Origin of the sequence: Henriciella mobilis (genome assembly GCF_003576315.1) — a bacterium.
Classification (GTDB): domain Bacteria; phylum Pseudomonadota; class Alphaproteobacteria; order Caulobacterales; family Hyphomonadaceae; genus Henriciella; species Henriciella mobilis.
Map to the genome: position 1 here is coordinate 88,234 of NZ_QWFZ01000009.1, position 26,977 is coordinate 115,210.

General features: G+C 59.4%; 20 protein-coding genes and 1 pseudogene. 13 read left to right on the forward strand and 8 right to left on the reverse strand.

Annotated elements, in window-relative coordinates:
- Window positions 1–84: 84 nt before the first annotated feature.
- Window positions 85–1,125 carry a mannose-1-phosphate guanylyltransferase gene (locus D1227_RS07240; protein WP_158586595.1) on the reverse strand — a complete coding sequence of 347 codons (1,041 nt, stop codon included), beginning with the start codon at window positions 1,123–1,125 and terminating at the stop codon, window positions 85–87.
- Between the two features lie 102 nt (window positions 1,126–1,227).
- Here D1227_RS07240 and rfbC point away from each other — a divergent pair, with 102 nt between their 5' ends.
- Both rfbC and D1227_RS07250 read left to right on the forward strand, forming a co-directional pair.
- The gene (gene rfbC / locus D1227_RS07245; RefSeq protein ID WP_119404377.1) at window positions 1,228–1,800 is read left to right on the forward strand and encodes a dTDP-4-dehydrorhamnose 3,5-epimerase; all 573 of its coding nucleotides are present in this window, start codon (window positions 1,228–1,230) and stop codon (window positions 1,798–1,800) included.
- Window positions 1,797–2,666, forward strand: a complete 870-nt coding sequence (locus D1227_RS07250; RefSeq protein ID WP_158586596.1) for an SDR family oxidoreductase — start codon at window positions 1,797–1,799, stop codon at window positions 2,664–2,666. Before rfbC ends, D1227_RS07250 begins: the two co-directional genes overlap by 4 nt.
- Here D1227_RS07250 and D1227_RS07255 read toward each other — a convergent pair.
- On the reverse strand, window positions 2,663–3,787 hold the full coding sequence (locus D1227_RS07255; RefSeq protein WP_119404379.1) for an iron-containing alcohol dehydrogenase: 1,125 nt from the start codon (window positions 3,785–3,787) through the stop codon (window positions 2,663–2,665). The genes D1227_RS07250 and D1227_RS07255 overlap by 4 nt on opposite strands.
- A gap of 160 nt (window positions 3,788–3,947) precedes the next feature.
- Here D1227_RS07255 and D1227_RS07260 point away from each other — a divergent pair, with 160 nt between their 5' ends.
- Together D1227_RS07260 and D1227_RS07265 are read left to right on the forward strand one after the other, a co-directional pair.
- Window positions 3,948–4,943, forward strand: a complete 996-nt coding sequence (locus D1227_RS07260) for a Gfo/Idh/MocA family protein (RefSeq protein ID WP_158586597.1) — start codon at window positions 3,948–3,950, stop codon at window positions 4,941–4,943.
- An 81-nt stretch (window positions 4,944–5,024) separates the two neighbouring features.
- Window positions 5,025–6,881 carry an ABC transporter ATP-binding protein gene (locus D1227_RS07265; RefSeq protein ID WP_233349657.1) on the forward strand — a complete coding sequence of 619 codons (1,857 nt, stop codon included), beginning with the start codon at window positions 5,025–5,027 and terminating at the stop codon, window positions 6,879–6,881.
- 314 nt (window positions 6,882–7,195) lie between these two features.
- Here D1227_RS07265 and D1227_RS07270 read toward each other — a convergent pair whose 3' ends face one another.
- A complete protein-coding gene (locus tag D1227_RS07270) occupies window positions 7,196–8,038 on the reverse strand; it encodes an HNH endonuclease (protein WP_119404381.1) in 843 nt (280 codons plus the stop codon).
- Window positions 8,039–8,264: 226 nt separating this feature from the next.
- Here D1227_RS07270 and D1227_RS07275 point away from each other — a divergent pair, with 226 nt between their 5' ends.
- Complete coding sequence (locus D1227_RS07275) at window positions 8,265–8,855, forward strand: hypothetical protein (RefSeq protein ID WP_147373279.1); 591 nt, start codon at window positions 8,265–8,267, stop codon at window positions 8,853–8,855.
- Between the two features lie 65 nt (window positions 8,856–8,920).
- Here D1227_RS07275 and kdsA read toward each other — a convergent pair whose 3' ends face one another.
- On the reverse strand, window positions 8,921–9,775 hold the full coding sequence (gene kdsA, locus D1227_RS07280) for a 3-deoxy-8-phosphooctulonate synthase (protein WP_119404383.1): 855 nt from the start codon (window positions 9,773–9,775) through the stop codon (window positions 8,921–8,923).
- Window positions 9,776–9,908: 133 nt separating this feature from the next.
- On the opposite strand from kdsA, the gene D1227_RS07285 reads away from it, so the two are divergent.
- Complete coding sequence (locus D1227_RS07285) at window positions 9,909–11,123, forward strand: threonine ammonia-lyase (RefSeq protein WP_119404384.1); 1,215 nt, start codon at window positions 9,909–9,911, stop codon at window positions 11,121–11,123.
- 32 nt (window positions 11,124–11,155) lie between these two features.
- Entirely contained in the window at window positions 11,156–12,028 is an 873-nt protein-coding gene (locus tag D1227_RS07290) for an FKBP-type peptidyl-prolyl cis-trans isomerase (protein ID WP_119404385.1), read from the forward strand.
- On the opposite strand, the pseudogene D1227_RS20455 reads toward D1227_RS07290, so the two are convergent.
- A pseudogene (locus tag D1227_RS20455) lies at window positions 12,025–13,173 on the reverse strand (DegT/DnrJ/EryC1/StrS family aminotransferase). The gene D1227_RS07290 and the pseudogene D1227_RS20455 overlap by 4 nt on opposite strands.
- Before the next feature lie 366 nt (window positions 13,174–13,539).
- Here D1227_RS20455 and D1227_RS07300 point away from each other — a divergent pair.
- Complete coding sequence (locus tag D1227_RS07300; protein WP_119404386.1) at window positions 13,540–13,890, forward strand: hypothetical protein; 351 nt, start codon at window positions 13,540–13,542, stop codon at window positions 13,888–13,890.
- A gap of 29 nt (window positions 13,891–13,919) precedes the next feature.
- Here the strand turns inward: D1227_RS07300 and D1227_RS07305 are convergent, their stop codons facing one another.
- Both D1227_RS07305 and D1227_RS07310 read right to left on the reverse strand, forming a co-directional pair.
- Complete coding sequence (locus tag D1227_RS07305; protein ID WP_119404387.1) at window positions 13,920–16,493, reverse strand: glycosyltransferase family 4 protein; 2,574 nt, start codon at window positions 16,491–16,493, stop codon at window positions 13,920–13,922.
- 123 nt (window positions 16,494–16,616) lie between these two features.
- On the reverse strand, window positions 16,617–17,453 hold the full coding sequence (locus tag D1227_RS07310) for a sulfotransferase family 2 domain-containing protein (protein ID WP_119404388.1): 837 nt from the start codon (window positions 17,451–17,453) through the stop codon (window positions 16,617–16,619).
- A gap of 162 nt (window positions 17,454–17,615) precedes the next feature.
- Between D1227_RS07310 and D1227_RS07315 the strand changes: the two genes are divergently transcribed.
- Window positions 17,616–20,717, forward strand: a complete 3,102-nt coding sequence (locus D1227_RS07315; protein ID WP_158586598.1) for a glycosyltransferase — start codon at window positions 17,616–17,618, stop codon at window positions 20,715–20,717.
- A gap of 49 nt (window positions 20,718–20,766) precedes the next feature.
- Window positions 20,767–22,398, forward strand: coding sequence for a sulfotransferase family protein (locus D1227_RS07320; protein ID WP_119404390.1), 1,632 nt, complete (start codon window positions 20,767–20,769; stop codon window positions 22,396–22,398).
- Window positions 22,399–22,457: 59 nt separating this feature from the next.
- On the opposite strand, the gene D1227_RS07325 is transcribed toward D1227_RS07320, so the two are convergent.
- On the reverse strand, window positions 22,458–23,045 hold the full coding sequence (locus tag D1227_RS07325; RefSeq protein ID WP_119404391.1) for an acyltransferase: 588 nt from the start codon (window positions 23,043–23,045) through the stop codon (window positions 22,458–22,460).
- 142 nt (window positions 23,046–23,187) lie between these two features.
- Between D1227_RS07325 and D1227_RS07330 the strand changes: the two genes are divergently transcribed.
- The 3 genes from D1227_RS07330 to D1227_RS07340 all read left to right on the forward strand — a co-directional run.
- On the forward strand, window positions 23,188–24,300 hold the full coding sequence (locus D1227_RS07330; protein WP_119404392.1) for a DegT/DnrJ/EryC1/StrS family aminotransferase: 1,113 nt from the start codon (window positions 23,188–23,190) through the stop codon (window positions 24,298–24,300).
- 44 nt (window positions 24,301–24,344) lie between these two features.
- Window positions 24,345–26,033, forward strand: a complete 1,689-nt coding sequence (locus tag D1227_RS19775) for a glycosyltransferase family protein (RefSeq protein WP_147373280.1) — start codon at window positions 24,345–24,347, stop codon at window positions 26,031–26,033.
- Between the two features lie 83 nt (window positions 26,034–26,116).
- Window positions 26,117–26,977 (forward strand): hypothetical protein (locus D1227_RS07340; RefSeq protein ID WP_147373281.1); only part of this gene is annotated, 861 nt, incomplete at its 3' end.

A 26,977-nucleotide genomic window follows, 5' to 3' on the forward strand; every position in this document is an offset into this window, starting at 1 on the left:
CGTCAGGCCTTCACCTGATCAGTTTCAACTTCACCGCTATTCCCCGGAGAGGAAAAGCCGACCGCTACGGCGTAGCGCCGATTGTCAGGCCTTCGCAAGCGCTTTTACAGACTGGACGGAATTCATGTCGCAGATCATGAAATCATCCGCCGTTGCAACCATGACGGTACTGTCCTGCCCGGCGACGGAAATCGTCCTGTTTTCAGCGCGGATATAGCAGTTGCGGCAATCGACGGCGGTGACATTCCCGATGATGACATTGCCATTTTCATCCTTCGGCGAGCGTTCCCACAGGGCACGGAAATCGCCAATATCGCTCCAGCCCATATCGACGGGAACCACTTTCAGGTCGCGGTGGTGCTCGATGATGGCATAGTCGATGGATTCCGACCGGCAGGTGTCGAACGCGGCCTGTCCAAGCGTCCCTTTGCGCGCATCCGACCGGCCATTGAACGCGTCCGGCATGGCTGCTTTCACGCTGGCCAGTATGTCCGGGGCATGGGCCTCGAAAGCCGCCAGCATGTCGCCCGCCCGGAACAGGAATATGCCGGCATTCCAGAAAAACTTGCCGGAGGCGACATAGGTCTCGGCGGTCGGGCGGTCGGGCTTCTCGACAAAGCGGACAACATCGATGACCGCGCCGTCGCTGCTCGCCGCCTCGATATAGCCATAGCCCGTCTCCGGTGTCGCCGCGATGATCCCGAACGTGACGACCGAGCCGTCGCTGGCGGCGGCGGCGCCCTTGCTCAGCGCCTGATGAAAGGCATCGACGTCGGCAATGTCATGATCGGCCGGGAGGACCAGGAGCAGCTCGTCCGGCTGGCTTGCGAACGCGGCGGCCGCAACCGGCGCGGCCGAATTCCGCCCCATCGGTTCAAGCAGGATCTCGGCGCTGCTTGCCAGTTTGTCGATAAGGTCGCCATGGCGCTGCGAGCCGATCACGAGCGGGGTCGAAAAAGACAGGCCATCCAGCGCGCTTTGCCGGACGCGGTCGAGTGTCATGCCAAGCATGGTCTCTTCGCCGAGAAGGCTCAAAAACTGCTTGGGATGATCGGGCTTTGACAACGGCCACAGCCGGGTGCCGCTGCCACCACAAAGAACCACGGGCTTGATTTCTACTGACATGAACAAGGATTCCCAATTCGGCCTAGACCAGCCTTTAGCGAGATCGCGCCGCCTATTGCAACCTGCCATTGACCTGATGAGAGCGTAAGGCAATCAAGCGACATGCCAATCGAATCTGTCGAGACATTTTCCATCCCCGGTCCGGCCCTGGTCACGGTCAAGCGTTCGGGCGACGAGCGGGGCTGGTTCAGCGAAACCTGGAGCTTGCGGGACTGGGAAAAGGCGGGGCTTCCTGCCGAAACCTGGGTGCAGGACAACCAGGCCTTCTCAGCCGCCCCCGGCACAACGCGCGGCCTGCATTTCCAGGCGCCGCCGAACGGGCAGGCCAAGCTGGTACAGGTCCTCCGGGGGGAGATATTCGATGCCTTTGTCGATATCCGCAAAGGCTCGCCCACCTATGGGCAGAGCGCCTCTGTGCGCCTCAGCGCCAATGTCAGCCATCTGCTCTATGTGCCGGCGGGGTTCGCCCATGGCTACCAGACGCTGACCACCAACACGCTGGTATCCTACAAGGTGACGGCCCATTACGCGCCAGAAAGCGAGGGCGGGCTGTTATGGTGCGATACAGCCCTCGCCATCGCCTGGCCCCGGCCCGACGATGTCGTGATGTCAGGGCGGGACTTCACCTGGCCCGGCCTTGCAAAACTCGAAACGCCTTTCACCTACCAGCCATGATCGAGCCAGACCGCATACTCGTCGCCGGTGGCCAGGGGCGGCTCGGCAAGGCGCTCGGCGCGCTTGGGTGCACCGCGCCCGGCCGTGACAGGCTGGACATCACCGACGCGGCGAAGACGGCCGGCGCCATCGAAAAAATGATGCCCCGCCTGATCATAAACACGGCAGGGTTCACGAATGTCGATGCCGCCGAGTCCGAGCCGGAGCTTGCCCGGCGGATCAATGCCGACGGCGCCGGCCTGCTGGCCCGGCTCGCTGCCGTCTCGGGCATTCCGCTGATCCATGTCTCGACCGACCTCGTCTTCAGCAAGGGCGATCCATCGAAGCCGGTCCGGGAAAAGGCGGCCACCGCGCCGGTGTCGGTCTATGGTGAAACCAAGCTCGAAGGCGAGATCCAGGTGCGCGCGGCCGGCGGGCGCCACCTTGTCACCCGCGTCAGCTGGCTGTTCGGCAATGACAGCATGAGCTTCGTCGCGAAGATCCTGAAACTCGGCCGCGAACATGAGACGCTCCGTCTCGTCAACGATGAGTATGGCCGCCCGACCCCGTTCGACGCGCTGGCCCGGAAGCTGGTCCAGCTGGCCGGCATGATGGCCGAGGGCCGCGACCTGCCGAGCGTCCTGCACCTTGGATCGCCCGGCCCGGTCAACCGGCTGGAATGGGCCGAGCAGATTTTCGCGGCTTCGGCCAGGCTGGGCGGGCCGGCCCCGAAGATGGAACCGGTGCCGGGCTCAGCGTTCAAGACTCCGGCCCGGCGCGCCAATGGCGTCGTGCTGGACACAAGCCTTGCAGACGAGCTGACCGGGCCGATGCCGGACTGGCGCCCGGCCTGCGATGCATCGGTCAGAAGCCTGCTGCAAGCCTAGCCGAGCGCGGCTTCGTAAATGCGCTCATAGTCTTCCTTGGTTGCGGGCTTGGCATTGGTCCGGTGGGCCAGGTCAGCGAGTGCATATTCCACCACGCCCGGCCCGTCGGAGGCTTCAAGGCCGATCTCCTTGAGCGTCGACGGGATGCCGATATCGCTGTTCAGGCGCTGGATGGCGTCGGCAAGGCTCGCGCCTTCCTTGAGGCCCATGGCAAAGCGCAGGCGGGCATACTTGTCATCCGCCGCGCCCTCGTTGAAGCGCAGGAGGTGCGGCAGGAAGATCGCGTTCAGCGTGCCGTGGTGCAGGCGTTTTTCATGCAGGCGTCCGGCCGCGTGCGACAGGGCGTGGACACTGCCCAGCCCCTTGGTGAAGGCCAGCGCGCCCTCATAGGATGCCATCATCATGTTCCAGCGCGCATCCGGATCGGACCCGTCCTCGACGGCGCGGCGCAGCCAGCCATCACCGACCGCACGGGTCAGGCCATCATAGCCGATGCCCTCGGCAGGCGGGTTCGACATTGGCACGAGGACGGCCTCGATGCAGTGGGTCACCGCGTCCATGCCGGTCGCCGCCGTCATCATTTTCGGCAGGCCGAAAGTCAGGTCCGGGTCGCAGATCGCGACGGTGGGGACAAGGTTGGGAGAGGCGAAGGTTTCCTTGCGGCCATTGTTCAGCGTCGTGATCATGCCGATCGAGACTTCAGAGCCGGTGCCGGCGGTGGTCGGAACGGCGATCAGCGGCGGCAGTTTCTTGATCAGCTTGGCTCCGCCGATCACGGCCGCATAGGTCTCGAGTTTCCCGCCATGGCTCGCCAGCAGGCCAACCGCCTTGGCGAGGTCCATGCTCGACCCGCCGCCCAGCGCGATGATGCCATCCGCGCCGGCGTCCTTGTAGCGCTCGGTCACGTCGATCGCCTGATCCTCGGTCGGATTGGCCACCGTGTCGGAGAAAACCCCGCCCGGCTCACTGCCGATCGCGCCGAGGACCGTCGCCAGAATGCCCGCATCCTTGATACCCGGATCTGTAATGATGAAGGGCTTGCTGACGCCATTGGCCCGCAGCACGCCTGGCAGCTTCTGGATCGCGCCATGGTCGAAGATGCAGGTGTTCAGAAAGTTCATTACGGGCATGGGATCCTCGCCTTGGTCTGCTGGTTAGTCACTCAGTAGGATGGCAGGGAGGCGGAAAGCAAGCGTGACGCGTGCGTCAACTTGCCATTACCCTGTGCGGTGTGTTCAGGTTCGCCGAGATCAGCGATATTCCGGCCAGGACCGCCCGCCCATGTCCCCGACTCTCAGAATAGGCCTTCTCGGCGCAGCCCGCATCACGCCCAAGGCGGTCTGCCGGCCGGCGCATATTGTCGGGCGATGCTCACTGCGCGGCCTTGCCGCCCGCGACCGCGCACGCGCCAGCCAGTTCGCCGGCGCGCATGGCGTGGAAGAAGTCTTCGACAGCTATGAGAGCCTGATCGCGAGCGACGAGATCGATCTCATTTACAATCCGCTGCCGATCAATCTCCATGCCGAGTGGACGATCAAGGCGCTGGAAGCGGGCAAGCATGTCCTGTGCGAGAAACCCTTCGCGATGAACGCCGACGAAGCGCGGGCCATGCTTGCGGCCGCTGATAAGAGCGGAAAGCGCGTCATCGAAGCGTTCCACTATCGCTACCACCCGGCCTTCCAGCAATGCCTGGACTGGATCGCCGAAGGACGGATCGGGGACATCAAGGCGGTCGACGCGGAATTTTCCGTGGCCATTCGCGACAGCGATAACGAAATCCGACAGCTGCCGGACACCGGTGGCGGCGCGATGATGGATCTCGGCTGCTATCCGCTGAACTGGTTGCTGAACCTTGTCGGGGGCAATATTGAGCCCATCGATGCCGAGGCTGTGCTGACCCGGCGCGGCGTCGATGAGCGGCTGACAGCGACCCTGGATGCCGGCGGCGCCCGCATCTCCATCACGACAAGCATGGCAGGCGGCCAGCCATTCGAGGCCCATCTCGATATCCAGGGCAGCAAGGGGTACATCCGCTTCAACAATCCGCTCGCCCCACATACAGGCGGGTCGCTGAAACTGCTCGATGCCGACAACAGGCTGAAGGAAGACGCCCCGATCAGCCCGATCTCGACCTATACTTGGCAGCTCGCCGCCATCGTCGAAGCGCTGGAAACCGGCGCGCCGCTGCCGACGGAAGGTGACATCATCCTGCGCCAGCAGAAGGCGATCGACGCGATCTATGAAAGTGCCGGCCTGCGCGGCCTTCGCTACCGGTGACTGGTGCTGCCTGTTGACTTGGCCCGGCCTGTCGGGCCCGATACCGGCTGGAATTCTTCAACGACAACAGGATCATCCCAATTGAGCGACCCAATCCTTTCCGTCCGAGACCTGAAGATCGATTTCGACACGCCGGACGGCACCGTGAATGCGGTCAAGGGGACGAGTTTCGATGTCTCGCCAGGCGAGTGCCTTGGCATTGTGGGCGAGTCCGGGTCGGGCAAGAGCCAGTCGGCGCTCGCGGCCATGGGGCTGATCGCCGACAACGGCACCGTCACCGGATCGATCAAGTTCAATGGCGTGGAGATGGTCGGCGCCAAGCCATCGGTCCTGCGCAAGGTGCGCGGCGCGCAGATGTCGATGATCTTCCAGGATCCGCTGACCTCGCTGACGCCGCACCTGACCGTCGGCGCGCAGATGCGCGAAGTGCTGGCGCTGCACCGGGACCTCAAGGGCGAGGCAGCGACCAAGCGCTGCATCGACTGGCTGGAACAGGTGCGCATCCCGGAAGCGCGCCGCCGGCTTGAACAGTTCCCGCACGAGCTGTCCGGCGGCATGCGCCAGCGCGTCATGGTCGCCATCGCCATGCTCTGCGACCCGAAACTGCTGCTCGCCGACGAGCCGACAACCGCGCTCGATGTGACCGTCCAGGCGCAGGTGCTCGACCTGATGTTCGAACTGAAGAAAGAGACCGGCACCGGCATCATCCTGATCACCCACGATATGGGCGTCGTTGCGCGCATGTGCGACCGCGTCGTCGTCATGAAGGATGGCGAGATCGTCGAGACCGGCACCAGCGACACCATCTTCTACAAGCCGAGCCACGACTACACGAAGATGCTGCTCAACGCCGTGCCGCGCATCGACCAGCCAAACCGCGAGGGCCGCCCGCAACTCGGCCCGGCGCCGGACGACTCCGTCGAGCCCATCGTCAAGGCGCGCGACGTGAAGGTGACCTTCCCGGTCAATGTCGGCGGCGGGCTGTTCGGCAAGACGAAGATGCTGCGCGCCGTCGATGGCGTGTCCTTCGACCTGCGCCCCGGCGAGACGCTGGGCGTTGTCGGCGAGTCGGGCTGCGGCAAGTCCACGCTGGCGCGTGCCGTGCTGAAGCTCGTCCCGCAATCGGCCGGCAGCGTCGCCTGGATGGGACGCGACATCACGCATGCGGACCGCAAGGAAATGAACAGCCTGCGCGACGATCTCCAGATCGTCTTCCAGGACCCGCTCGCCTCGCTCGATCCGCGCATGACCATCGGCCAGTCCATCGCCGAACCGCTCACCGTGCACAAGCCGGAGCTGGACAAGGCGGCGCGCGAGAAGCTGGTGAAGGAATTCCTGCCGCGGGTCGGCCTGTCACCGGGGCTGATCAACCGCTATCCGCACGAGCTGTCCGGCGGCCAGAACCAGCGCGTCGGCATCGCCCGCGCCATGATCCTGCGCCCCAAACTCCTCATCTGCGACGAGGCGGTCTCCGCGCTCGACGTGTCGGTCCAGGCGCAGGTGGTCGACCTGCTGATCGAGCTGCAGAAGGAGTTCGGCCTCGCCATGATCTTCATCAGCCACGACCTGTCGGTGGTTCGCGAGATCAGCCACCGCGTCATGGTGCTCTATCTCGGCAAGGTGGTGGAAGTCGCCGGGCGCACCGCGATCTATGAGGATGCCCGCCACCCCTATACCAAGGCGCTGATATCGGCGGTGCCGACACCGGACCCGGAATTCGAGCGCGGCAAGGAGCGCATCAAGCTGCGCGGCGACCTGCCCTCCCCGCTCGACCGGCGCTCGCCGCTGCGCTTCCTGAAATCGGTGATCATCGACGATCCGGACGCCGAGCAATACGACCCCAAACTCATCACCGTCGCCCCCGGCCATATCGTCGCCGAGCACGACGCCTATGAAGGGGTTGAGGCGCTAAGGGCAACCGAAACGGAAGTGGCTTAGGCAGGCCACTTCCCCGCAGGGGTCTGCGGTCAGCTTGGTTCACTTGGAAACGAAATTGTTGTCCGTCATCCCGGTTTTCGCAAAGCGAAAGACCGGGACCCAGCGCAGGATCGAGCCGGTATTTTCTGGATCCCGGATCGCTTCGCGTCCGGGAAGACGACAGGAGTGTCGCCTCCTCTCCGCAGGTGCCTGCGAAAGTAGGCACCCAGAGTGCTACCTCGCAGGTAGTGCTAAATGCAGTTCCCAGAAGGCCCTGTCCCGTTCACGAGGTATAAGAAAAAGTGCGAGTTGGACGACGCCTTAAAGTGCCGGAGTCATTTACTTTCAATAGCAGCGTAGAGTTTGTCACGAAAATCCAATGTGTCTAAACCGTAGTGCGCTCTCCGGTGGTCGTTCGGACAAAGGGCTATCACATTGGATAAGGTGTCTGCCCCCCCTTCGGCTAAAGGCTGAATATGATGGGTTTCCAGATACAAAGCTCCGCTCGGCGTCTTGAAGCCTTGACTGCCGCAATTCTCGCAACGACCTTGCGCTCTTCTTAAACAATCGCGCCTCACCTGCGGGTCTCGAACGAATGCAGACGTTGTAACATCCCGTCGATCTGGACTACCTTTGTCGATCTGATCGATGGAAAATTGATCTACAAACTTGTCAGTTGTGATGCCCCTAGCGATTGTGTTTTCGCCAGTGGCGAAATCATAGCTGGTAATCGTCCAAAGTTCGGGATCAAGCTGGCGGAAAGTTACTTCTGAACGCGTCGCGTCGGCATCAAGGCGGTCCCGCATTTTCCCATCAAGTAAGATTACGCGCACTGGCAGGTTGTCTGATACCGCCTGCTGAAGCGCGTCATCTATTTTTCGGGCGCGCTTTGCCCACACGCCTTTGCCCCAGGAGCGATAATTGGCTTCATCTCGCCGGAAATTATTTTTCTGAATTACACGACCGTCAACGAGTTGGTTGTTGGTGTGCCATAAGTTGAGTACGACCACTCGGCTTGGTTCGATAAATGCCCATTCGTAGCAGTATTTTGGATTTACAGCTGCCTTGGCATTGCCGCCCTTGAAGTTAGCCCAATCAGAAACATCAACGCCTGCCGTCCGGACGGCATCCATCACACGCTCTTTCTTTGAGGGAGCGATGGCGTTCAACTCTGCCATATCAACGTCCTTATTGCCCAGTGAAGCAACTTAAGGATGATGAGTTTCAAACGGGTTAGGTTGCGAGCCGAGAGTCGCTAGAACGAATTAACTCAACTGACCCATGCGCTTGGTATCGTCCGTTTTTTCCCTATCACCCTGTTCACGGGGGCTGAACGACCCAGCATGGCCTGACCATGAACACCATCCATCCCACCCTCAGACACCCCGCCCTATACTTCCCGCCATGAACCGGATGGGTGGATTTTGCGGGGAGGGGCTGGAGGCGGCTTCGGAGTTGCTGGCTGACGCGGCTGCGCGTGCGAAGCTTCATCTGCGGCCCGAGACGATCACCCGCACAGCGGCCCGCAAGCTCCGGGCGAGCCTTGCCTTCGCCGAGCGGCTCATCCGGCGGCTGCTTGTCCTGCTCGCGCTTGAGGTCGAGCTTGCGCCCGCCGCCGCGCCCGCGCCACGAGACCAGGAGACCCGCACGGGTCTGCGCGCGCCTCGCGGCTTCCAATACCTGCCGGCTGAGTGCGCGCCGTCCGGCTTTCTCGACCCATGGGTGGACAGGCCGGAAAGCCAGGCCCGGAATCAGACTGAAATCATACCGCTTCTATACCGCTGGAAGACCCTCATGGCACTTCTGGAGGATCCGGAGCGCGCGGCCCGTCATATGGCAAGGCGCCTGCGGGCGGCGCGAAAATCTGGGGAGCTGGCGCCCTTCTGCTGGCCGGAAGACCGGCTGCACCGGCAGCCCGCACGGGCCGCGCTCGTCGCGGGCGCCCTGCCAGACCTGCTGAACCCGGCGCTCAAGGCCTGGTTCGATTCCAGCTGATCGCTTCGACAATCACACCGCACTTGCCGCACTTCCGGAAGGGTGTGCGGCCGCAGGCGCTGGTTCTAGGCGCGGATGGCCTGGTGAATCGTCTTTAGTGTGCGCAGCAGCGGCTCGGCGCCCTCAAGCGGCAGGCAGCTCGGACCATCGCAGAGGGCCTTGTCCGGGTCGGGGTGGAATTCGAGGAAGACCCCGTCAGCGCCGGCGGCCACGGCTGACTTGGCAATGACCGCCACGCCCTCGCGCCGTCCGCCTGTCGATCCGCCAGCCGTGCGCGGGTCGGCGCCCGGCAGCTGGACCGCATGGGTCGCATCGATGGTGACCGGAACGCCGAGCTGTTTCATCACCGGGATGCCCAGCATGTCGACGACGAGATTGTTGTACCCGAAAGAGGCGCCGCGTTCGCAAAGAATGGTCGGGTTTTTCGGCCCGGTGACCTCGCCGACCTTGGTGATGATGTTCTTGCAGTCCCAGGGCGCGAGGAACTGCGCCTTCTTGACGTGCAGCCAGCCATCGCGCGCTTTCACCGCCTCGGCCCCGGCCACGACAAGGTCGGTCTGGCGACAGAGAAAGGCCGGCACCTGGATGATCTCGGCGACCTCGGCCACCGGGGCGGCCTGTTCGGGCGTATGATAGTCGGTGATCACAGGCACGCCGAATTCGGCTTTCACGTCGGCGAGGATTTTCAGCCCCTCCTCGAGGCCCGGCCCGCGATAGGAACTGATCGAGGAGCGGTTCGCCTTGTCGAAGCTCGCCTTGAAGACGTAGGGCAGGCCAAGCTTGTCGCAGACGCCCTTCAGATGCTCGCAGATGCGCAGGGCCAGATCGCGGCTTTCCAGAACGTTCATCCCTGCCATGACGACCATCGGGTGACCTTCGCCAATCGACATTCCGTAGGGGGCGAGCTTGAGATCCGACATGGGCTGAGTCCTGTTGTTTCGCGTGCCTCGCGAATAGACAAGAGCGCCTCCCGCAGCAAGTCCACAACTACCGCTTGCCCTTGGGAACCGGGCTCAATAGGGTGCGCCGCGATCAACACGGGACCTCTGCGCGATGAGCGAAAAACTGCCGATAAGCCTGGACGATGTCCGCGATGCCGCACGCGTCCTGGAAGGGCAGGTCGAGCGCACGCCGCTGCGCAAGTCGCGCACCTTGTCGGAGATCACCGGCGCCGAGGTCTGGATCAAGTTCGAGAACCTGCAGTTCACCGCCTCCTTCAAGGAACGCGGCGCGTTGAACAAGCTTTCGCGCCTGACCGATGCGGAAAAGGCGGCCGGGGTTATCGCAGCCTCTGCCGGCAACCATTCGCAAGGGGTCGCCTATCATGGCCGGCGCCTCGGCATTCCGGTTACCATTACGATGCCCGTCACCACGCCGTTCAACAAGGTCGAGCACACCCGCGCCTTCGGGGCCCGCGTCCTGCTGGAGGGCAATACGTTCGACGAGGCGAAGGCCTATGCCGAAACCGTTCGCCAGCGCGAGGGCCTGACCTTCATCCATCCCTTTGACGATCCGCACATAATGGCCGGGCAGGGCACGGCGGCCCTCGAAATGTTCGAGGATGGGCCGGATCTCGACATGCTCGTCGTGCCGATCGGCGGGGGCGGCCTGATTTCAGGCAGCGCCACCGTCGCAAAAGCGCTGAAGCCGGACATCAAGGTGATCGGCGTTCAGGCCGCGATGTATCCAAGCATGTATGCTGCCATAAAGGGCAGCGAAACGAAGTCCGGCGGCGCATCCATCGCCGAGGGCATCGCCGTAAAGCAGCCCGGCCACCTGACGGAAAAGGTCGTTCGTGCGCTTGTCGACGAAATTGTGCTGGCCGAGGAAGAGCACCTTGAGCGCGCGATCACCCTGTTTGCAGACGTCGAGAAGACGATCGCCGAAGGCGCTGGTGCCGCGGGCCTTGCCGCTATGCTGGCGCACCCGGCGAAGTTCACCGGCAAACGCGTCGGCCTAATCCTCTGTGGCGGCAATATCGATACCCGCCTGCTCGCCTCTGTTCTGACGCGCGCGCTGGTGCGGGAAAAGCGCCTGTCCAATATCCGCATCATCGGCGACGACCGCCCTGGCCTGCTGGCACTGGTCTCGAAGATCATCGGCGACAATGGCGCAAACATCATGGAAGTCGCCCATAACAGGATCGCGCTCGATGTGCCCGCCAAAGGTGCCGAGTTCGACATCCTGATGGAAACGCGAGATGCCCAGCACACGCAGGAAATCATCGACGCGCTGGCCCAGGCCGGCTATCCGCCGAGACGAAACTGACCCCCAAGACGCGGCTATCACAGGACCTCACTATGAAAGCTCTCCGCACGTTCGCCCTCGCCCTGACCGCCGCGACGCTCGCTGCCTGCGGTGGTTCACCGAGCACTGATTTCGACAGCTTCTTCCCATGGGATCCCGATCGCGCGGATGTCCAGGAGGCGAAGAACGGCCTGCAATACGTCGTGGTCGAGGAAGGCCCGGAAGATGGCGCATCGCCCGGCATATCCTCAACGGTCCAGGTTTTCTATGAAGGCCGGCTTACGGATGGCACCGTGTTCGATGGAAACTTCGGAACCGGCCAGCCGGCCATTTTCGGTGTCGGCCAGGTTATCCCCGGCTGGACGCAGGGCCTGCAGCTGATGTCCGAGGGCGATGAGTATGTGTTCTACATTCCCTCCGAGATCGGCTACGGCCAGAACCCGCGCCCAGGCAGCAAGATCAAGCCGGGCGACGACCTCATCTTCCGGGTGAAGCTGGAAAAGGTGTTTGTACCAAAGCCCGCCGATGAGGCGGCCTGGGACAAGTACACGCCTTGGGACTCCAGCCATGAAGACGTGCAGAAAACCGATTCAGGCCTCGAATACGTTGTCCTCGAAAGCGGCCCGGAGGACGGCGCAAAACCGCTCCCGAGTGATACAGTTGTGGTCCTCTATGAGGGCCGGTTTGCCGAGTCCGGCGAGGTTTTCGACAGCGCCTACCAGCGCGGCGAGCCGATCATGTTCTCGGCCAGCGGGGTCATCCCCGGCTGGAAGGAAGCGCTTTCGATGATGCGGCCCGGCGATCACTGGCTGCTGCATGTGCCGTCCGATATCGCCTACGGGGAACGCGGGCACCCGGCCGGCATACCGCCGAATGCTGACCTGAATTTCGAGGTGGAACTGATCGATGTTCTCTCGTCCAACTAGTTTTTGAAGGCGGCGACGTCCTGGACGATTCGGTCTTGGTCGACCTCCGAGAGATAGTGATGCACCGACAGGGACATCATGGCGCTTGCAAGCTTCTCCGTTTTGGGCAGGCCGCCTGGACCGGTCGGGAAGTCGCGATAAGCGACATTGGTGTGCATCGGCAAAGGATACTAGACCGCGCTCGGAACGCCCTAGCCTCTCAGATGCGCCAGCAGGCCGTCGAGGTTGGCATGCTCAATCGTTTGCTGCGCCCAGGTGCACATAATGCTGTCGTCCAAGTTGGGCAACAAGATGACATACGGCGCGAGCAGCTCATTGTAGCGCGCGGCAATCGCGTTCCGCTTCTCGATCTCGTTGGCAAGGATAGCGAGCTTCTCAATCAGGGTCGCTGCATAAATCGAGTAGACGCGAATTAATGCCGACGCGCATATTCAGATACTTCGGCTTATGCTCGAAGCTCGCGCCGTCCTTGTCGGAAGCGGTCGCCTTGCCGTGGACGCACAGGGAAGCGATTCGTTCGGCAAGCTCAGCATTATTGGTGACGACAGCCCCCCATCACCATAGCCAAGCGGCTTAGCCGGGAAAAAACTAGTGGTGACGATGTCGGCCCAGTCTGACGGGTGCTTGCCGCCGATTGTCGTGCCGAAGCCTTGCGCGCTGTCGGCGACAAGCTTCAGGCCGTATTTGTCAGCAATCTTACGCAGGCGCGGATGTTCCGCCGCCTAGCCAAACAGGTCGACCGCAATGATGACTTTCGGGGCGAGCTTGCGCTCGTTGATGACCTGTTCGATCGAGGTTTCGAGATGGTCGGCATCCAGGTTGAACGTGTCCGGCTCGACATCGACGAAGAACGGGGTGGCGCCGAGACACGGAATGACTTCGGCGGTCGCGCAGAAGGTACAGGACGGGCAGAGCACTGCATCGCCCGCACGATGCCCCCCAAGCCAGCAGCGACAGAGCCAGCGCGTCTGTGCCGTTGGCGCCGCCACGCGCATGTTTCGCGCCTGAGAACTCAACCAGCTGCTTCTCGAAGGTCGCGACCTCCGGGCCCATAACGAATATGCCCGACTCGAGCACGCCCGCAATGGGGCATTTAGCTTGTCACCGATCCGCGCGCGCTGAGCCTGAAGGTCGATGAATTGCATAATCGGATATTCCGTTTGGGCTACGAATCTGGATTCGTCGGGGTGCTGTCTCACAGATGGCCAGCCACACGGACAATTCACAAATTCACTTCGCTTGTTTCATCAAACGGACCGGAAGCCGACCTATGATAGAAGTCCGCTTCTCTTACTTGTAGAACCTCAGCACCAATTGATCGATTCTCCCCGGCCCCAGTGTCTTTCGTGTGTAATCGGTTGACACTGAAATAATTTTTAGCGCTTCTGGTATTGATCCGAACAATGCGACGTTGATTGGCATTCCCGGCTATTAATCGCTTTAAAACTTTGTCTGCCCTTGGTAAACACGAAGCGTGAGGCGCAATTCCAGTACCCGGGGGCAATGGAGAAATGGCTGCACAGAAATGCTTTGAGATATTTCACCACTATTTGAAGACCGGCGACGCCACGCAGATGCTTTCGCTCGCCGACAGCGTTGAAATCTTCGGGTCTAGCAGTATCGGAGATGGAAAGACGTATATCGGACATCGAGCGCCGGACAAGTTCCGGGAGTGCCTCAACGGCGCCGGACAAAGGCGGATCGCTCAGGACATCAATATCTGCCATGCCGATATTGAGAGCAATCGCGGTACTTATGTCTTCGAGATCGGCCGCGGACGTTCGAGGAAACGGCACATTCTCGTTTTGGGCACAAAATCCGGGAAACTGACGACATTCCACGAGGCTCCGGTCAGCTTTTGAGAATGTCGGGTCAGGGATCACTATCGCGATCAGCCTTTTGCTGCAGCCGCCTGGTCAGCTTGAATGCGCTCGAAATGGCCCCTGACCGTTTGGGCGACCCGGGAGATTGAGTATTCACGCTCGATAAAGGCTTTCGCAATTTTCGCCTTACCTTGAGCGTCTTTCTGATTGGTGTAGACGTGGCGCATGAGTTCGGCGGCGTGACCAAGATCGGGATCCGCCCAGACCTGATCCTCCGACTGTGGATACTCTCCTGGTCGAACCGGAATGAGCTCATACTTTACAGGATAGCCGTATTCTGGCTTGAGGTAGTCGCGATTTCCGGAATAGTCGGTTGCGATAACCGGTTTTGCCAGCTGCATGCACTCAGCAATGTTCATGCCGAAGCCTTCCGAGCGATGTAGCGAAACATAGGCGTCGCACAGGCGCTGCAGGGCGGCATACCGCTCATTGCTCAACGGGACATCGATCAGGATGACGCGTTCGTCCACCTGCAGCTGGGTGACCAGCTGGCGTTCGGCTTCGTTCTGCTCCAGCCCGCTATGCAGCTTCACCACGAGACGCGGACCGCTGCGGGCGTCGGTATCGGGAAAGGCCCTTCGAAACGCTTCATAGGCGGCAAGCGGATTTTTTCGCGCCATGAAGGATTTCAGATCTAGGGAACACAGGAACAGGAATTGGTCTGCGGGCAAGCTGAAGCCGACGCGGCTCTCTCCGGAGTCACGCCGCTTCGGAATCGGGTGTGGCACGACATTCACCGGCTTCGTTGTCTTCGCCGCAACGGACTGTTTCACAAACTCCGACGGCACCCAGACTTCATGGACATAGTCGAGCGCCGTGCGCCATGTGTCCGGGAACTTCGCCAGCTCCCACGCCCAATAGCCAATCCGGTAGCGTCCACGCAGCCATTCTGCGGGCTGTTCGTCGAGCTTCACCTGGATCTGGTCGGCATTCACGTGGAAGAGAAGGCAGTTGAAAGGTGACGCGCCGTGCGTGACGTCACCCGGAAGGACCGCCGCCTCGGACGCATGGCCATTCGTTCTTAAGGGATGCAACGTCGTTTTGATGCCGGCTTCATCGAGAACGCGCGCCATGCGGCGTGCGCCTTCGCCGACACCGCTGACCGCGCTGAAGTACCCGAAAAGGCCAAGGCCGGGTTGCAGCGACCTGTCAGTCCGCTCGCCCGCCGCGATTTGCGCGCCCCGGGCAGCGTGACCCGAGGCCTTTCGGATCAACACGTCGCGGATTCTGACGCGCACGTCGTGTGGAAGCTTGCGGTAAGCTGTCCTCAGACGGCTCTGCTGCCCGATTACAGCTCGTGCAAACCAGCGTGTTACCGATGAGCTTTCAGCACCATTCGCCGCCAACGCATGATCGGCAGAGATAGCCGTTCGAACGGACTCGTAGGCGGCTGGAGGCAGTCCGTACTCGCGCTCAGCAGCACTCAGAAACCAGACGCAAAACGCCCGCCGCCCCGCGGCGTCAGCGATGCTGAATGAACGGCTGAGATCCGGCCTTTCCTTCCAGATACGGCTCATCGCGCGACTGATTGGCAGGCGACCGCCCTGCATGTCATCGGCCGGCTCTTCCAGCAGACTGAAGTCTGGAGCAAATGCAATGTCGCGTTCGACGGCTGACGGCGGAAGAGCGTCGGCATACACTCTGCGAGCCAGGCCGGGAATCGGCTGACCGTCGGTGTAGGTGGCGTAACTGTAGGGCAGATCCTTGAATTCATTGTGTCCGTGCTCTGCCAATTTGCCCAGATAGGTCTCGAGCAGGTCCTTCAGGTCCCCGATATCGTCGACCCCGAAGCGGTTCTGGTGTTTAGAGAAAACTGTGGGGTCACCTGGCACGACACCGCTGAAGTGAAAGAAGTGTAGATCGCCGCCCTTCACAACCCATTTGCCACCCGCATGCGATACAGGCCGAGAGGGCAGGTTCCAGTAGGCAACATTGTATCCGGGGTGCCTCAGGATCGTGGTCCGGTCCGCATAGCTTGGCGCCAGGTCCATGAACTTCTGGTCCACGAACAACCCATTCTCAAGATCGACCCGGCAATCTGCCAGCATGCGGCGGTGCCACCACTCCAGAAGCCTGCGAGAGGACGTCGCCGATGAGAACGACCCAAAGCCGAGATTGTAGGCACCTGTCCGCATCAGCCGCAGGTCGTCCGGGTCAAGCCCGTCCTCAAGCGGCACCGTTGAATGAGGCGTCAGCACAACATCGGCGCCGTCATCGTGAGCCTTGCAAACGTGTTTGAGGGGTTTGACAACAAAAATGTCCGGATCGAGATATGTCACGCGATCGAAGCCGCGCTCCATCAGATGAAGGATGGCGGCCGGCTTTACGGCGGTGTTGAGCTCCATCACCGAATAGCGGAAGGCCATGTCCCAGAATTCCGGAATACCAAGATCGCTGGCTAGAATGACCGGAAACTCAAGCGAAGCAGCCACATCATCGGGCAGCTGGTCATCAACAAGAACGAGAAAGAAGCACTTGCCGGCCCTTGGGTCCGCCGTATTGAGAGAGGCGAACAAGGTTTTCGCATAAGCGAGATAGTTCGCGGAGCAGATTGTAAACCAGGCATGCTTGACTGATGGCATCAATTCACTCAACGGCTGAAGAGACAGGTTAGCTGATCGACGCGATCATGCTCGCGACTGAAGCGCAGCATTAGCCAGTGAGATGCGCGCTTGCAACTCGGTAACTGGACTGGAACGCCTTCGCTAAAGATACCCGTAGCGCACAAAGTCTTCCACGAAATACTTCCGCAGCTGGGCTCCAACGGGGTCAGTGGCGAACTCTTCAAGCGTCGGCTCAACCACCTTGAAATGGGCACTCCGGCGCACCGGGATACCTGCATCGAATATTGAGATGGCCGGGCGTGGCGCGATAACGGTCTTGGCGTGATGGTGCCGCGATTCAAACATCTCAGCCTTGCCAGCGGAAGATTGCAGTCCGAACTCCGCCTCCAGGGCATTCATGCCTTGCTGGCCGGCCTCGATCTGATGGACGCGAACATCGAAGTTCGTCTCAGACGTCATGAATTGCTGGCGCAGATGCAGATCAAGCGTGTTCTGGCGCTGCGCCACAAGCCAATCAACGAACTGCCGGAATGTGAAAGTGTACTCCACTTCCTGCGCGTACCCGGTGACATATTCCACGACAAGCTTGCGGTAAATCCGCGTCCAGTGATGAGGTTCCTTGACAATCTTCGGATTGCACAATTCGAGATAACCACTGAATGCTCGGCGGTAGGGATTTCGCACAAACTTGATGACGGGTTTTCCCTCGGCGATTGCGTCCAGACATCCCTTCAAATAGCCGCGGCGCGCCTTGAACTTCTCATTCTCATAATTGTGGACCCAAGGATGATAGGCCGTCGCTTCCTCAAGCAGCCCGACCTGCCAGAAAAACCACTTCGCAAGCGATGTGCAGCCTGACTTTTCAGACCACATGATCACGAATGGAAAATCGTTATGATACAGCGGAATTCGGTAGGGTATTTTGATCTGGTCGGCTGCTTCCTGGTTCGCCGGATCAGCGTCAGTTTCAGCAGACATACGATACCTTTGCCACGAATTGCGAAATCTACTCAGTGCCTGTAGGACGGAGCAGTAAAGCGTGCTTCAAAGGAGCGCAAGAGCGAACACCGGTGCAGGCGTCAGTGAGGGAATGGCGTCCGGCGTTCAATTTGGGTAATCTGGGCGATGAGGAATTTCGGAATGCTGGCAGACAGATTGAGGGCGGTGGGACGTGCTACTCGGTTTCGCGTCCTTCCGGACAGGGAACTTATCGACCTAGCCGCCAGCCTTCTCGATGAAGCATGGTACAACGCGCTTTATCCTGACGTCGAAAAATCGGGCATGGCTGCGCGAGAGCACTTTGCCAACACCGGTTACGCCGAGAACCGGTCGCCGCATCCCATGTTCGACCCGGCATACTATTTCGAAATCTATCCCGACGTCCGTGACAGCGGCATGCCCGCTATCCTGCACTATCTCCGATCTGGCGGCCTCGAATGGCGCCGGCCTTGCGCCTGGGTCGACCTCGACCGCTACTATGAAAGCCACGCACTGACCGTGTCTGATCAGCTGCATCAGACGGTGCTGGAAGACTTCGTCAACAGTGATGACAGGCTGAACGCCTTCCAGTTTTTCGATGCTGGCTACTATGTCAGCCAGGCAAAGGACGCAAAGTCGCTGAAACCGAATGACCAGTTGCTGCACTTCTTCAGAGAGGGCATAATGCAGGATTGTGATCCGCATCCTCTGATCAAGATGAAGAATGTGCGCGTACCTGGTGACTCGCTGGCCGGCACAATTGGCATGTTTGGCCTGCTCTTCAAGGAAGACACGCTGCTAACCCACGAATCCATTGACGGCATAAGCGACCCGGAATTCTACATACGCAAGCATGGCCGCCCAAAGGTCCACCCGGTCATCGACTATATCCGCAAGTACGACAAGCAGGATCTGTGGCCGCACCCGCTGTTTGACGCCGGCTACTACATTCGGGCCAACAAGCTCGAAAAGGGCGTCGAGCCCCTGACCCACTACCTCTCGAAAGGAAAAGCCAAAGGCGCGCGCCCGAACCGCTTCTTCGACCCGCTGACCTATCGTCGCCGGTACGCAAAAGACATCCGTGAAGGGCAGGATGAAATCCAGCACTACATGGCGATGGGCCATATGGTCTGGTTCGAACCGAGCGACGAGTTTGGCCAACGCTATTATCTGAGCCGCTATCCGGACGTTTCCGAACGCCGCGAAGTCCCGCTCGTCGACTTCCTTCATGGCGGCATGACACGCGGGCGCTCGCCCCTTCCACCAAAACCCTTCTTCGACAAGACGGCCAATCTTTCGCGGGAACAGATCGTGGAAATGATCGTCCGGTCAGCCGGGAAAAAAGTGGCCAAGCCGAAAGTCTCGGTAATCGTGCCCGCATATAAGAGTGTCGAGTATACCTTGCGCTGCGTACTCACGATGCTCGAATCCAGCGACGAAACATCATTCGAGATCATCGTTGCCGACGATCAGTCTCCCGACAAATCGGGAGACTTCCTCGCCGGAAATCTCGACAATGTCGGACCGATCCGCGTCCACATAAACGAGGAAAACCTCGGCTTCCTGAAGTCGTGCAATAATGCCGCCAAGCTTGCGAAGGGGGAGTACCTGTTCTTCCTGAACAATGACACCGCCGTCGTGAACGGATGGCTGGATGAGCTCATCGCGACGTTCGAGCGGTGCCCTGAAGCTGGGCTTGTCGGGTCAAAGCTGGTCTATCCGAACGGTCTGCTTCAGGAAGCCGGCGGCATCATCTGGGACGATGGCAGTGGCGCGAATTATGGGCGGCTCGAAGATCCGATGAAGCCGGATTACAATTTCCAGCGCGATGCCGACTACATTTCCGGCGCCGCGATTGCGATCCCGAAAGACCTCTGGAAGAAGCTCGGCGGTTTTTCGGAAGAACTCGCGCCCGCCTATTACGAGGATACGGATTTCGCGATGAAGGTCAGGGACGCGGGTCGCCGGGTCATCTACCAGCCGCTATCGACTGTGATTCACTTCGAAGGCATCTCGTCCGGCACCGACATTACGTCGGGCGTCAAGAAATACCAGGCCATCAACCAGAAGGCTTTTGCCAAGAAGTGGCAGGAGACCCTTAAGGAATTCGGCAAAAAGGGAGATTTCTCCAAGGCCTGCACGAACAGGCGGTCGAAGGTCCGTATCCTCATCTTTGACGCTGAGGTGCCCAAGCCGGACAAGGATAGCGGTTCTGTCACAGCGTACCAGTATATCAGCATTTTGTGCGAACTTGGTTACAGCGTCACGTTCGTTCCAGCCAACCTGAAATGGGAAGGCCGCTACTGCCGCGAACTTCAGAAGCTTGGAGCGGAAGTCATTTACGCTCCCTATGTCACCGACGCGCACGGCTTCATGTTAGATAATGGCGGGGACTTTGACCTGGTCATCATGTCCCGTGTCACTACCGGCGGCCAGTTCTTCACTGCGTTCAAGGAGCGCTATCAGGAAATACCGGTCATCTTCGACACAGTCGATATTCATCACCTTCGCCTGCAGCGCGAGAGTGAACTGAATGGAAGCGAGGAAACCGCCCGGCTGGCTGAGGACCTGAAGCAGCTGGAGCTTCAGTGCATCCAAAGGGCCGACGCCACCATTGTCGTTTCGGATTATGAGGTCGAATACCTGCGCAACGAAGTGGGCCCGTTCCCGGACGTCGTTATTCCGTTGATCTACGAGCCGTTCGAGCGCACGACCGGTTTCGCTGACCGAATGGACGTGGCGTTTGTCGGTGGTTATCGACACCCGCCGAACATCGATGCGGTCCACTATTTGGTCGAGGATATCTGGCCCAAGGTTCGCGCGCTTGAGATCGGCGCGACGCTCCACATTATCGGCAGCCACATGCCCGCCGACTTCAACGAGTTGTCCGCACCCGATATCAGCATTGTCGGGTTTGTGGATGATCTGGAATCCTACCTGTCCAATATCCGCCTGACAGTCGCACCGCTTCGCTATGGCGCCGGTGTCAAGGGCAAGGTCGGCAACTCGCTGCGCATGGGTGTTCCGGTGGTTGCATCGGGAGTCGCGGCTGAAGGGATGGGCCTGCGCAACAAGCAACACGCCGCAATCGAGAATGGGGCCGCCGCGATCGCGCGTGCGATTGCCCGGGTTTACCAGGACGAGGAAGAATGGGAAGCGCTGTCCCGGGCAGGACAGGCCTATGTCCAGGAGCTTTTCGGACGCGAGGCTGCCAAGCGCAAACTTCAAGAATTGGTAAGGGGACTCGTCACCGTTTCGCACTAATATCCATATCTGGAACGCGGACCGTCTCACTCCGTCGCAAGGTAAAGTAATGCTAGAAAACAAGACGGCATATTTTGTCGTTGGTATGCACCGTTCAGGCACATCGGCGGTTTCCGGTGCCCTTCAGTATCTCGGCGGGAGCCATGGGCAGAACCTGCTCGAGCCCGCCGAAGACAATCCCAAGGGCTTTTGGGAAGCGCGCAGCGTCGTTAACATGAACGAACGGATCCTGAACGCGCTTGGTGCGCGCTGGGACTCCATTCCCAGCTGGGTCGATGGGATCAGCTACGCCCCCGCTGACGCCGTAGACTGGGCGCGCAACACCTTTCTGCGCGAAGTCGAGAATGCATGGGAACGGGAGTTTCCGGACGCTGAAGGCTCACCGGTGATCAAGGACCCGCGGCTATGTTTCACCCTTCCACTCTGGGAAGACGTGGCACGAGCCAAGGGATTTAATGTCCGTCACCTCTTCGTGCTGCGCGAAGCGCGCGGCGTCGCGCGTTCACTCTGGCAACGCAACCGCCTGCCAGACAGCGCAGCAGAACGGCTCTGGCTCCAATACAACCACGCCGCATTGTCGAACCTGCCAGAGGGCACACCGATCCTCAACTTCGACGATTTCACGTCCGCGCCGGCGGACCAGCTCGCAATGGCCGGCTTTGATATGCCGGGCGATGCGGCCGAGGACATCAACGCCTTCGCAACACGCCTGGATACAGACTTCACTGAAGGATTCAAGACCCGGCCCCGTCACCGGCCAACACTTGTGCGCCAGACCATGTCTGTCGTTGAAGACCGGGCGCAACTGGCGGACCCCGAGGCTATCAAGCAGGACCTTGACCGTATCGGCTTTCTCCAGCGGGTCGGCGATGAAATGAGCGGACGCATATTCCGGCTCGGTCCGCCGACCCGGTCGCGCCCGGCTGCGCGCCACGGAGAGCGGACGGCCATTCTCCACTGTCACCTGTTCAAGAACGCGGGCACGTCGGTCGATCACATCCTGAAGACCGCATTTGGCGACAATTGGACAGACCATGAGTTCCCGGACGGCGATGTGGAATCGAATTCAGACCTCGTTCTATCCCACATCATTGCGAATTCGGCGTTCGACGTGTTTTCCACGCATACCGGGAACTGGTATCTGGATTACGAGACAGACCGGCTGACCGTGCTGCCGATCATCTTCCTGCGTCATCCGATCCTCAGGATACAGTCGGCGTACCAGTTCGAACGCAAGCAGACGGCCGAAACAGCTGGCTCCAAGCTCGCCAAGTCAACCGATCTTGCGGGCTATATCACGAACCGGCTGTCGGAAGACCTCGACTATTCGATAAAGAACTTCCAGGCCCGCCGGCTCGCAGCCTTTGTAGCCCGCCGGACGATCGACATCGAGAGCCAGGCCAATGAAGCCTTCGACCGGCTACCCTTTATTGGGCTTGTCGAGGACTTCGAGGCATCCTGCGAGCGTCTCGAGGCCTACCTGAAGCCCCATTTCCCGGACTTCGAGGCCTTCAGCACTAAGAAGAATGTGACCAGCCACGAAAAGACGACCACCGAAGAGCGCGTGACCTCCATCCGCGAAGAAGTCGGAGAGTCCCTGTTCAACCGGCTCGTAGAGGCCAATCGCATCGACCTTGCCTTGTTTGAGAGGCTACAGGCGTCTTACCTGGCTCACTCCTAAAGCCGGGCGAATGACCGGTTCAGGACCGCTGATCCGGCAAAGGCCTTGCGGCCGGAGGCCTAGCACTTCGCGAGCAGTTCCCGTTCAATCGATCCATCCGGATCGATGACTATGCGTGCCTTCAGCTTTCGCGCCGGCACCCCTGAATTGACAGTCCAGGCTTCAAGCGACCGGTTGACCAGCGACAGCGCTCCCACACTTGCCCCTTCGCCAACCGTGACACTCGGGAGGATGACGCTACCCGCTCCAATGATTACATGTTTCTCCAGCCGAACAGGCCCCGAAATCAATTTGAGATGGGCAGCAGGCACTGTCGGGTTTGTGAAACTCCCGCCAGCATAATTGTCAGTCACCGAATAAATCCGAACGCCTTGCGAGAGGCCGCTAAAATCGGCCATGCTGATACCATCGCGACCCGCGAGATGACACCCGCCGCCAATGTGAACATAGTTGCCAATCGACACACCGGCCTTTCCCGCAACAATGACTGTCGGCCCGTCAATCCGCGTATTCGAACCCAGCTGAATGTGCTCGCGTCCGATCACGGTACAGTTTCGCGCCAGCATTGTGTTCTTGCCAACCCCGGCAAACCCCAGATCGAGCAGTTCCTGTGCCGAAAAGTATCCCGTATTCAAAGGGTCATTCATAGCTAATTCCTTGTATCCGTGAATCTTTCCGACGTTGCCGCATGGCAGTCAAATCATTGCCAATCGTTGCCGACGGGCCTCAATAGACAGTTATTATCAAGGGTGCTACGAGGAGGTCAAACTGACCGTGAGCGCCGACTAAATGCTTTTTCCTTATCTGAAACCGGAGATACCGAAACCCGAACAATGGGTTCATCACCTCCAAGTCTCCTATCAGGCGCGTTACTTCTCGAATTTTGGCCCTCTGGCCCAAAAACTCGAGGAAGACGTCAGCAAAAACTACCTTGTCGAGGGCTATGCCGGTGTCCTCTGTTCGAGCAACACGTCCGGCCTGCTCGCCGCGCTCAATGCGATCGATGTTTACGGCAAGAAAGTCATCCTGCCGGACTTCACATTTGCGGCGACGCCGCAAGCGATTTTCGCTGCCGGAGCAACGCCGGTCATCTGTGACATCGATGAACGCGTCTGGGAACTGGATCCTGAAAGCGTGGAAAAGGCGCTGCATGCACACACCGATGTTGCCGCCATCATCCACGTCCGACCGTTTGGGCTCGTGCGCGATATCAGTGCGACACGCGAGTTGAGCGTCAAGTACCAGATACCGCTCATCGTCGACGCCGCCGCCGGTCTGGGCCGCACGGACTCTGATGCCACATTCGGGTCGGACACGGGCGAGATCGAAGTCTTCTCCATGCACGCGACCAAAGTCTTCGCGATTGGCGAAGGCGGCTTTGTGGCGGCGCCAGAGCCAATGGTCGGTCCCATCAAGAGAGCCCTGAATTTCGGCTTCGACCGCGACCGGACATATGGTGACGGCTTCAATGGCAAGATCGACGAGTTTCGTTGCGCCATCGGGCTGACAACACTCGATCTCATCGATGACTGGATCGATGTGCGGACGCGGCATGCGGATTTCTACGAGACCTTCTTCTCTCGCTTCAACACGTTGACCCGGCCCGTCGAACCCGGCAACACGCCCTGGGCGCAATATCCGGTCCTTTTTGACCGGGACGTCGACAATTCGATGATCGGGGTCTTCGCGGACAAGGGCATCGAGATCAAAAAGTATTACTGGCCTGGCGTGAAGCGGGCCTATACCGGCCGCCGCCCCATCGATGCCATGCCCATCCCTGTCTCGGAGTCGCTCCAGAACCGCTTCGCCTGCTTCCCCGTCTACTCCGACTTCACACCCGAACTCGGCTCAATGCTGAAACAGCGCCTGGAAGGCGCCTTGGAAGTGGTTCTCGGATCATAAGCCCGCGCGGCGCGGATTCGACCGCCCTAGTAGAGCGAATAGCCATGTCGACTTTTGAATTAGAATCATTCGACCTAGGTGTTCTGGCTTCGAAACTCATTCAGTATGCTGAACATAAGCCAACCCTGTATCGGGCATCGGTGAACCGGATACATGAACTCGAAGGTTCCGAACGGCTGGAGGTACCGCATGATCGACTGGTTGAGGTGCTCACCGAAGCGACGATCGACCCAGAGGTGGCTTTCGAACTGTCTACCGTCACCGCTAAAGCGACGGGCGACAGTGAACTACCTGTCGAAATCCTTTCATCGCTTGCCGAGGAGGCACTGAAAACCCGCGGCTATGGGGCTCTTCGCCAGATCGACGCCATTCTGACTTACGCCACGCTCAACCAAGTTTACCGGTTTGTATACAGCGGGCCTAGATCGCGTGCTCTAGGAAACCAAGTGAGGGTGCGCGCACGCGCTGCGCTTCGAAGTGCGGCGGCTGCGGAGCTCTCGGCAGCAATGAGTCGTTGTCCGCCCGTCGTCTCGGACAATGATGAAGAGTTGCGAGTACTGATGGCAGTTGCTTGGGTGCCGGCTCGCCCAGACTCCGGTGCTCATTTGCGGCAAATTTCGAACTACGCGAACGCAATTCTCGCTGCAGCTGCCGACCGGGGACAAACATGTTCAATAAAAGTGATATTCACGTTCGACCATTCGATTATTAAACTTTGGCGTAACTTCCAGGCAGACAATCCGAACACACGAAAAGTCATTGATGAAGCGCTGACGAGCCGTTTGCCCTCGGGATGCGAGGGACGTCTGTCCGTCGACTTCCACAACCCGAGTGCTTTTTCCGATTTTGGCGATTATCTCGATTCTGTTGCCGGATGCATCGCAGCTTTCAATCCAAGCTGCGTAATGAAATGGTATGGCTTTTATCAATCGATCTATTTTGCATCAGGCTTGTTCGAACATTTTCCTGTAATCGGTCTGCAGTTCAACGCCGGTAACCCAATTGATATGCACGCCGACCTTCTCTTGGCCCAAGGTGATACCCGCTCGAAGGCGCTGGACTTGGTCGGCGGCAATCGCTGGCGAGATCATGTAATTCCGCTAGATGTGTTCGAACGCCGCGAAATCCTTACTCGCGCGGACGCACAAATGGGCAAAGACGACGTCGTGATGGTCAGCGCCATGACCGGTGGGCGACTTGATCAGGCCATCGCCGAGTTGACTGCTGATGAGGCCCGCGATCTTTCCGAACTGTTTGAGCGCCACCCGAACCTGCACTGGCACCTTGTTGCGGCTCAGGACCCTGATCGGATAAAACAGTGTCGACCGGAACTTGCAATGCCGATGAACCAGGGACGCATTCACTTCGTTCCACTACTACCGGACCTGAGGGCCTACATCGCCATCGCAGATCTATACCTTCAGCTGCCAGGCATGCGCGGCGGAGGCATGTCGGCCGCAATGGCCGTCGTCGAAGATAAACCATTGATTGCCTTTTCCGGCACCGATCCTTGCAACTTCCTGCCGGATGAAACAATTTTCGACGCTTGGCCGGACTACGTGTCAACGCTGTCCAAGTGCTTGACAGATCCGCAGTTTTCCGAGAATTTCGCGCGGCAACAGCGACGCTATCTGACCGAATGCCACAGCAGCAAAGTCGTTGGCCGGTCTTTGCTGGCGCATATTGCGGAAGCAACTGAGATCGCGAAGATTCGGCGCTTTCAGATGCTCTGATCAGCGTCTTGGCAAGCCACGAGTAGTGCCAATGCCGAAGGAACCTCTCAACCAGTCTAGAGGCATTAACAGGAAGGATTTGGATGCCAATATACATACATCTTGGTCAACCAAAGACAGGCACAAGCGTTTTGCAAAATGCACTTCACAAGATGAGTATCTCAGGCAACGCTGATTTTGTATATCCGAAATTGTGGCGCCAGACTGGCGTGGGCCACCATCAGCTTGCCCAGGACCTGCGGACCAAGTCGATTCATCCGAATATCGTTCAACTCTTAAACGAACTCATTGATTCTCATGAGCACAAACCGATCATATTTTCATCCGAACAGTTTTCTAATCTGATCGGCCCGAAGTTCATCGGTTCTTTACATGGACTCATAGAAAGTGGAAAAGCTCGAACGAGCTTAGAGACACTCATATTCTTTAGACGGTTCGACAAGTTCCTTGACTCGATGTTTCTACAGAGCGCGCGATACGGGCGTGTCCGAGTCAACCCCGACGAATATGCGATCGAACGCCTCAGTAGCATTTACCAGCTTTTCAAGCATATAAAGCTGACAAATGAAAAATTTGACGGAGTCATCAAGTATACGCCGTACGCTCAGGGTGAAAATATACTCAACTTGTTCGAAAGCAGTGTTCCCTGCGCTGCCGGACTCTCTCAGATTAGCGGCCTGCCAAGGACGGAAAAGTTCAGCCTGAAACAGCAGATATTCATCTTCTACTCAGCTACTCTATTCGGCGAAAAAATGTCTGTTGATCAGGTCAACAAGATGGTGACCGGCATGCGCGAGGACGCCGTGAGGCTGGACAATGACCACACGCAATACAGCACTATTTCTCCTAAAGTCGCACAAATCTGTCAGCATATGGCTCTGGCAAGTGCTGAGAAGTTTGGCATGGATGATTACTTGTCCGCCTTCGACCGCGACACTGAGCTG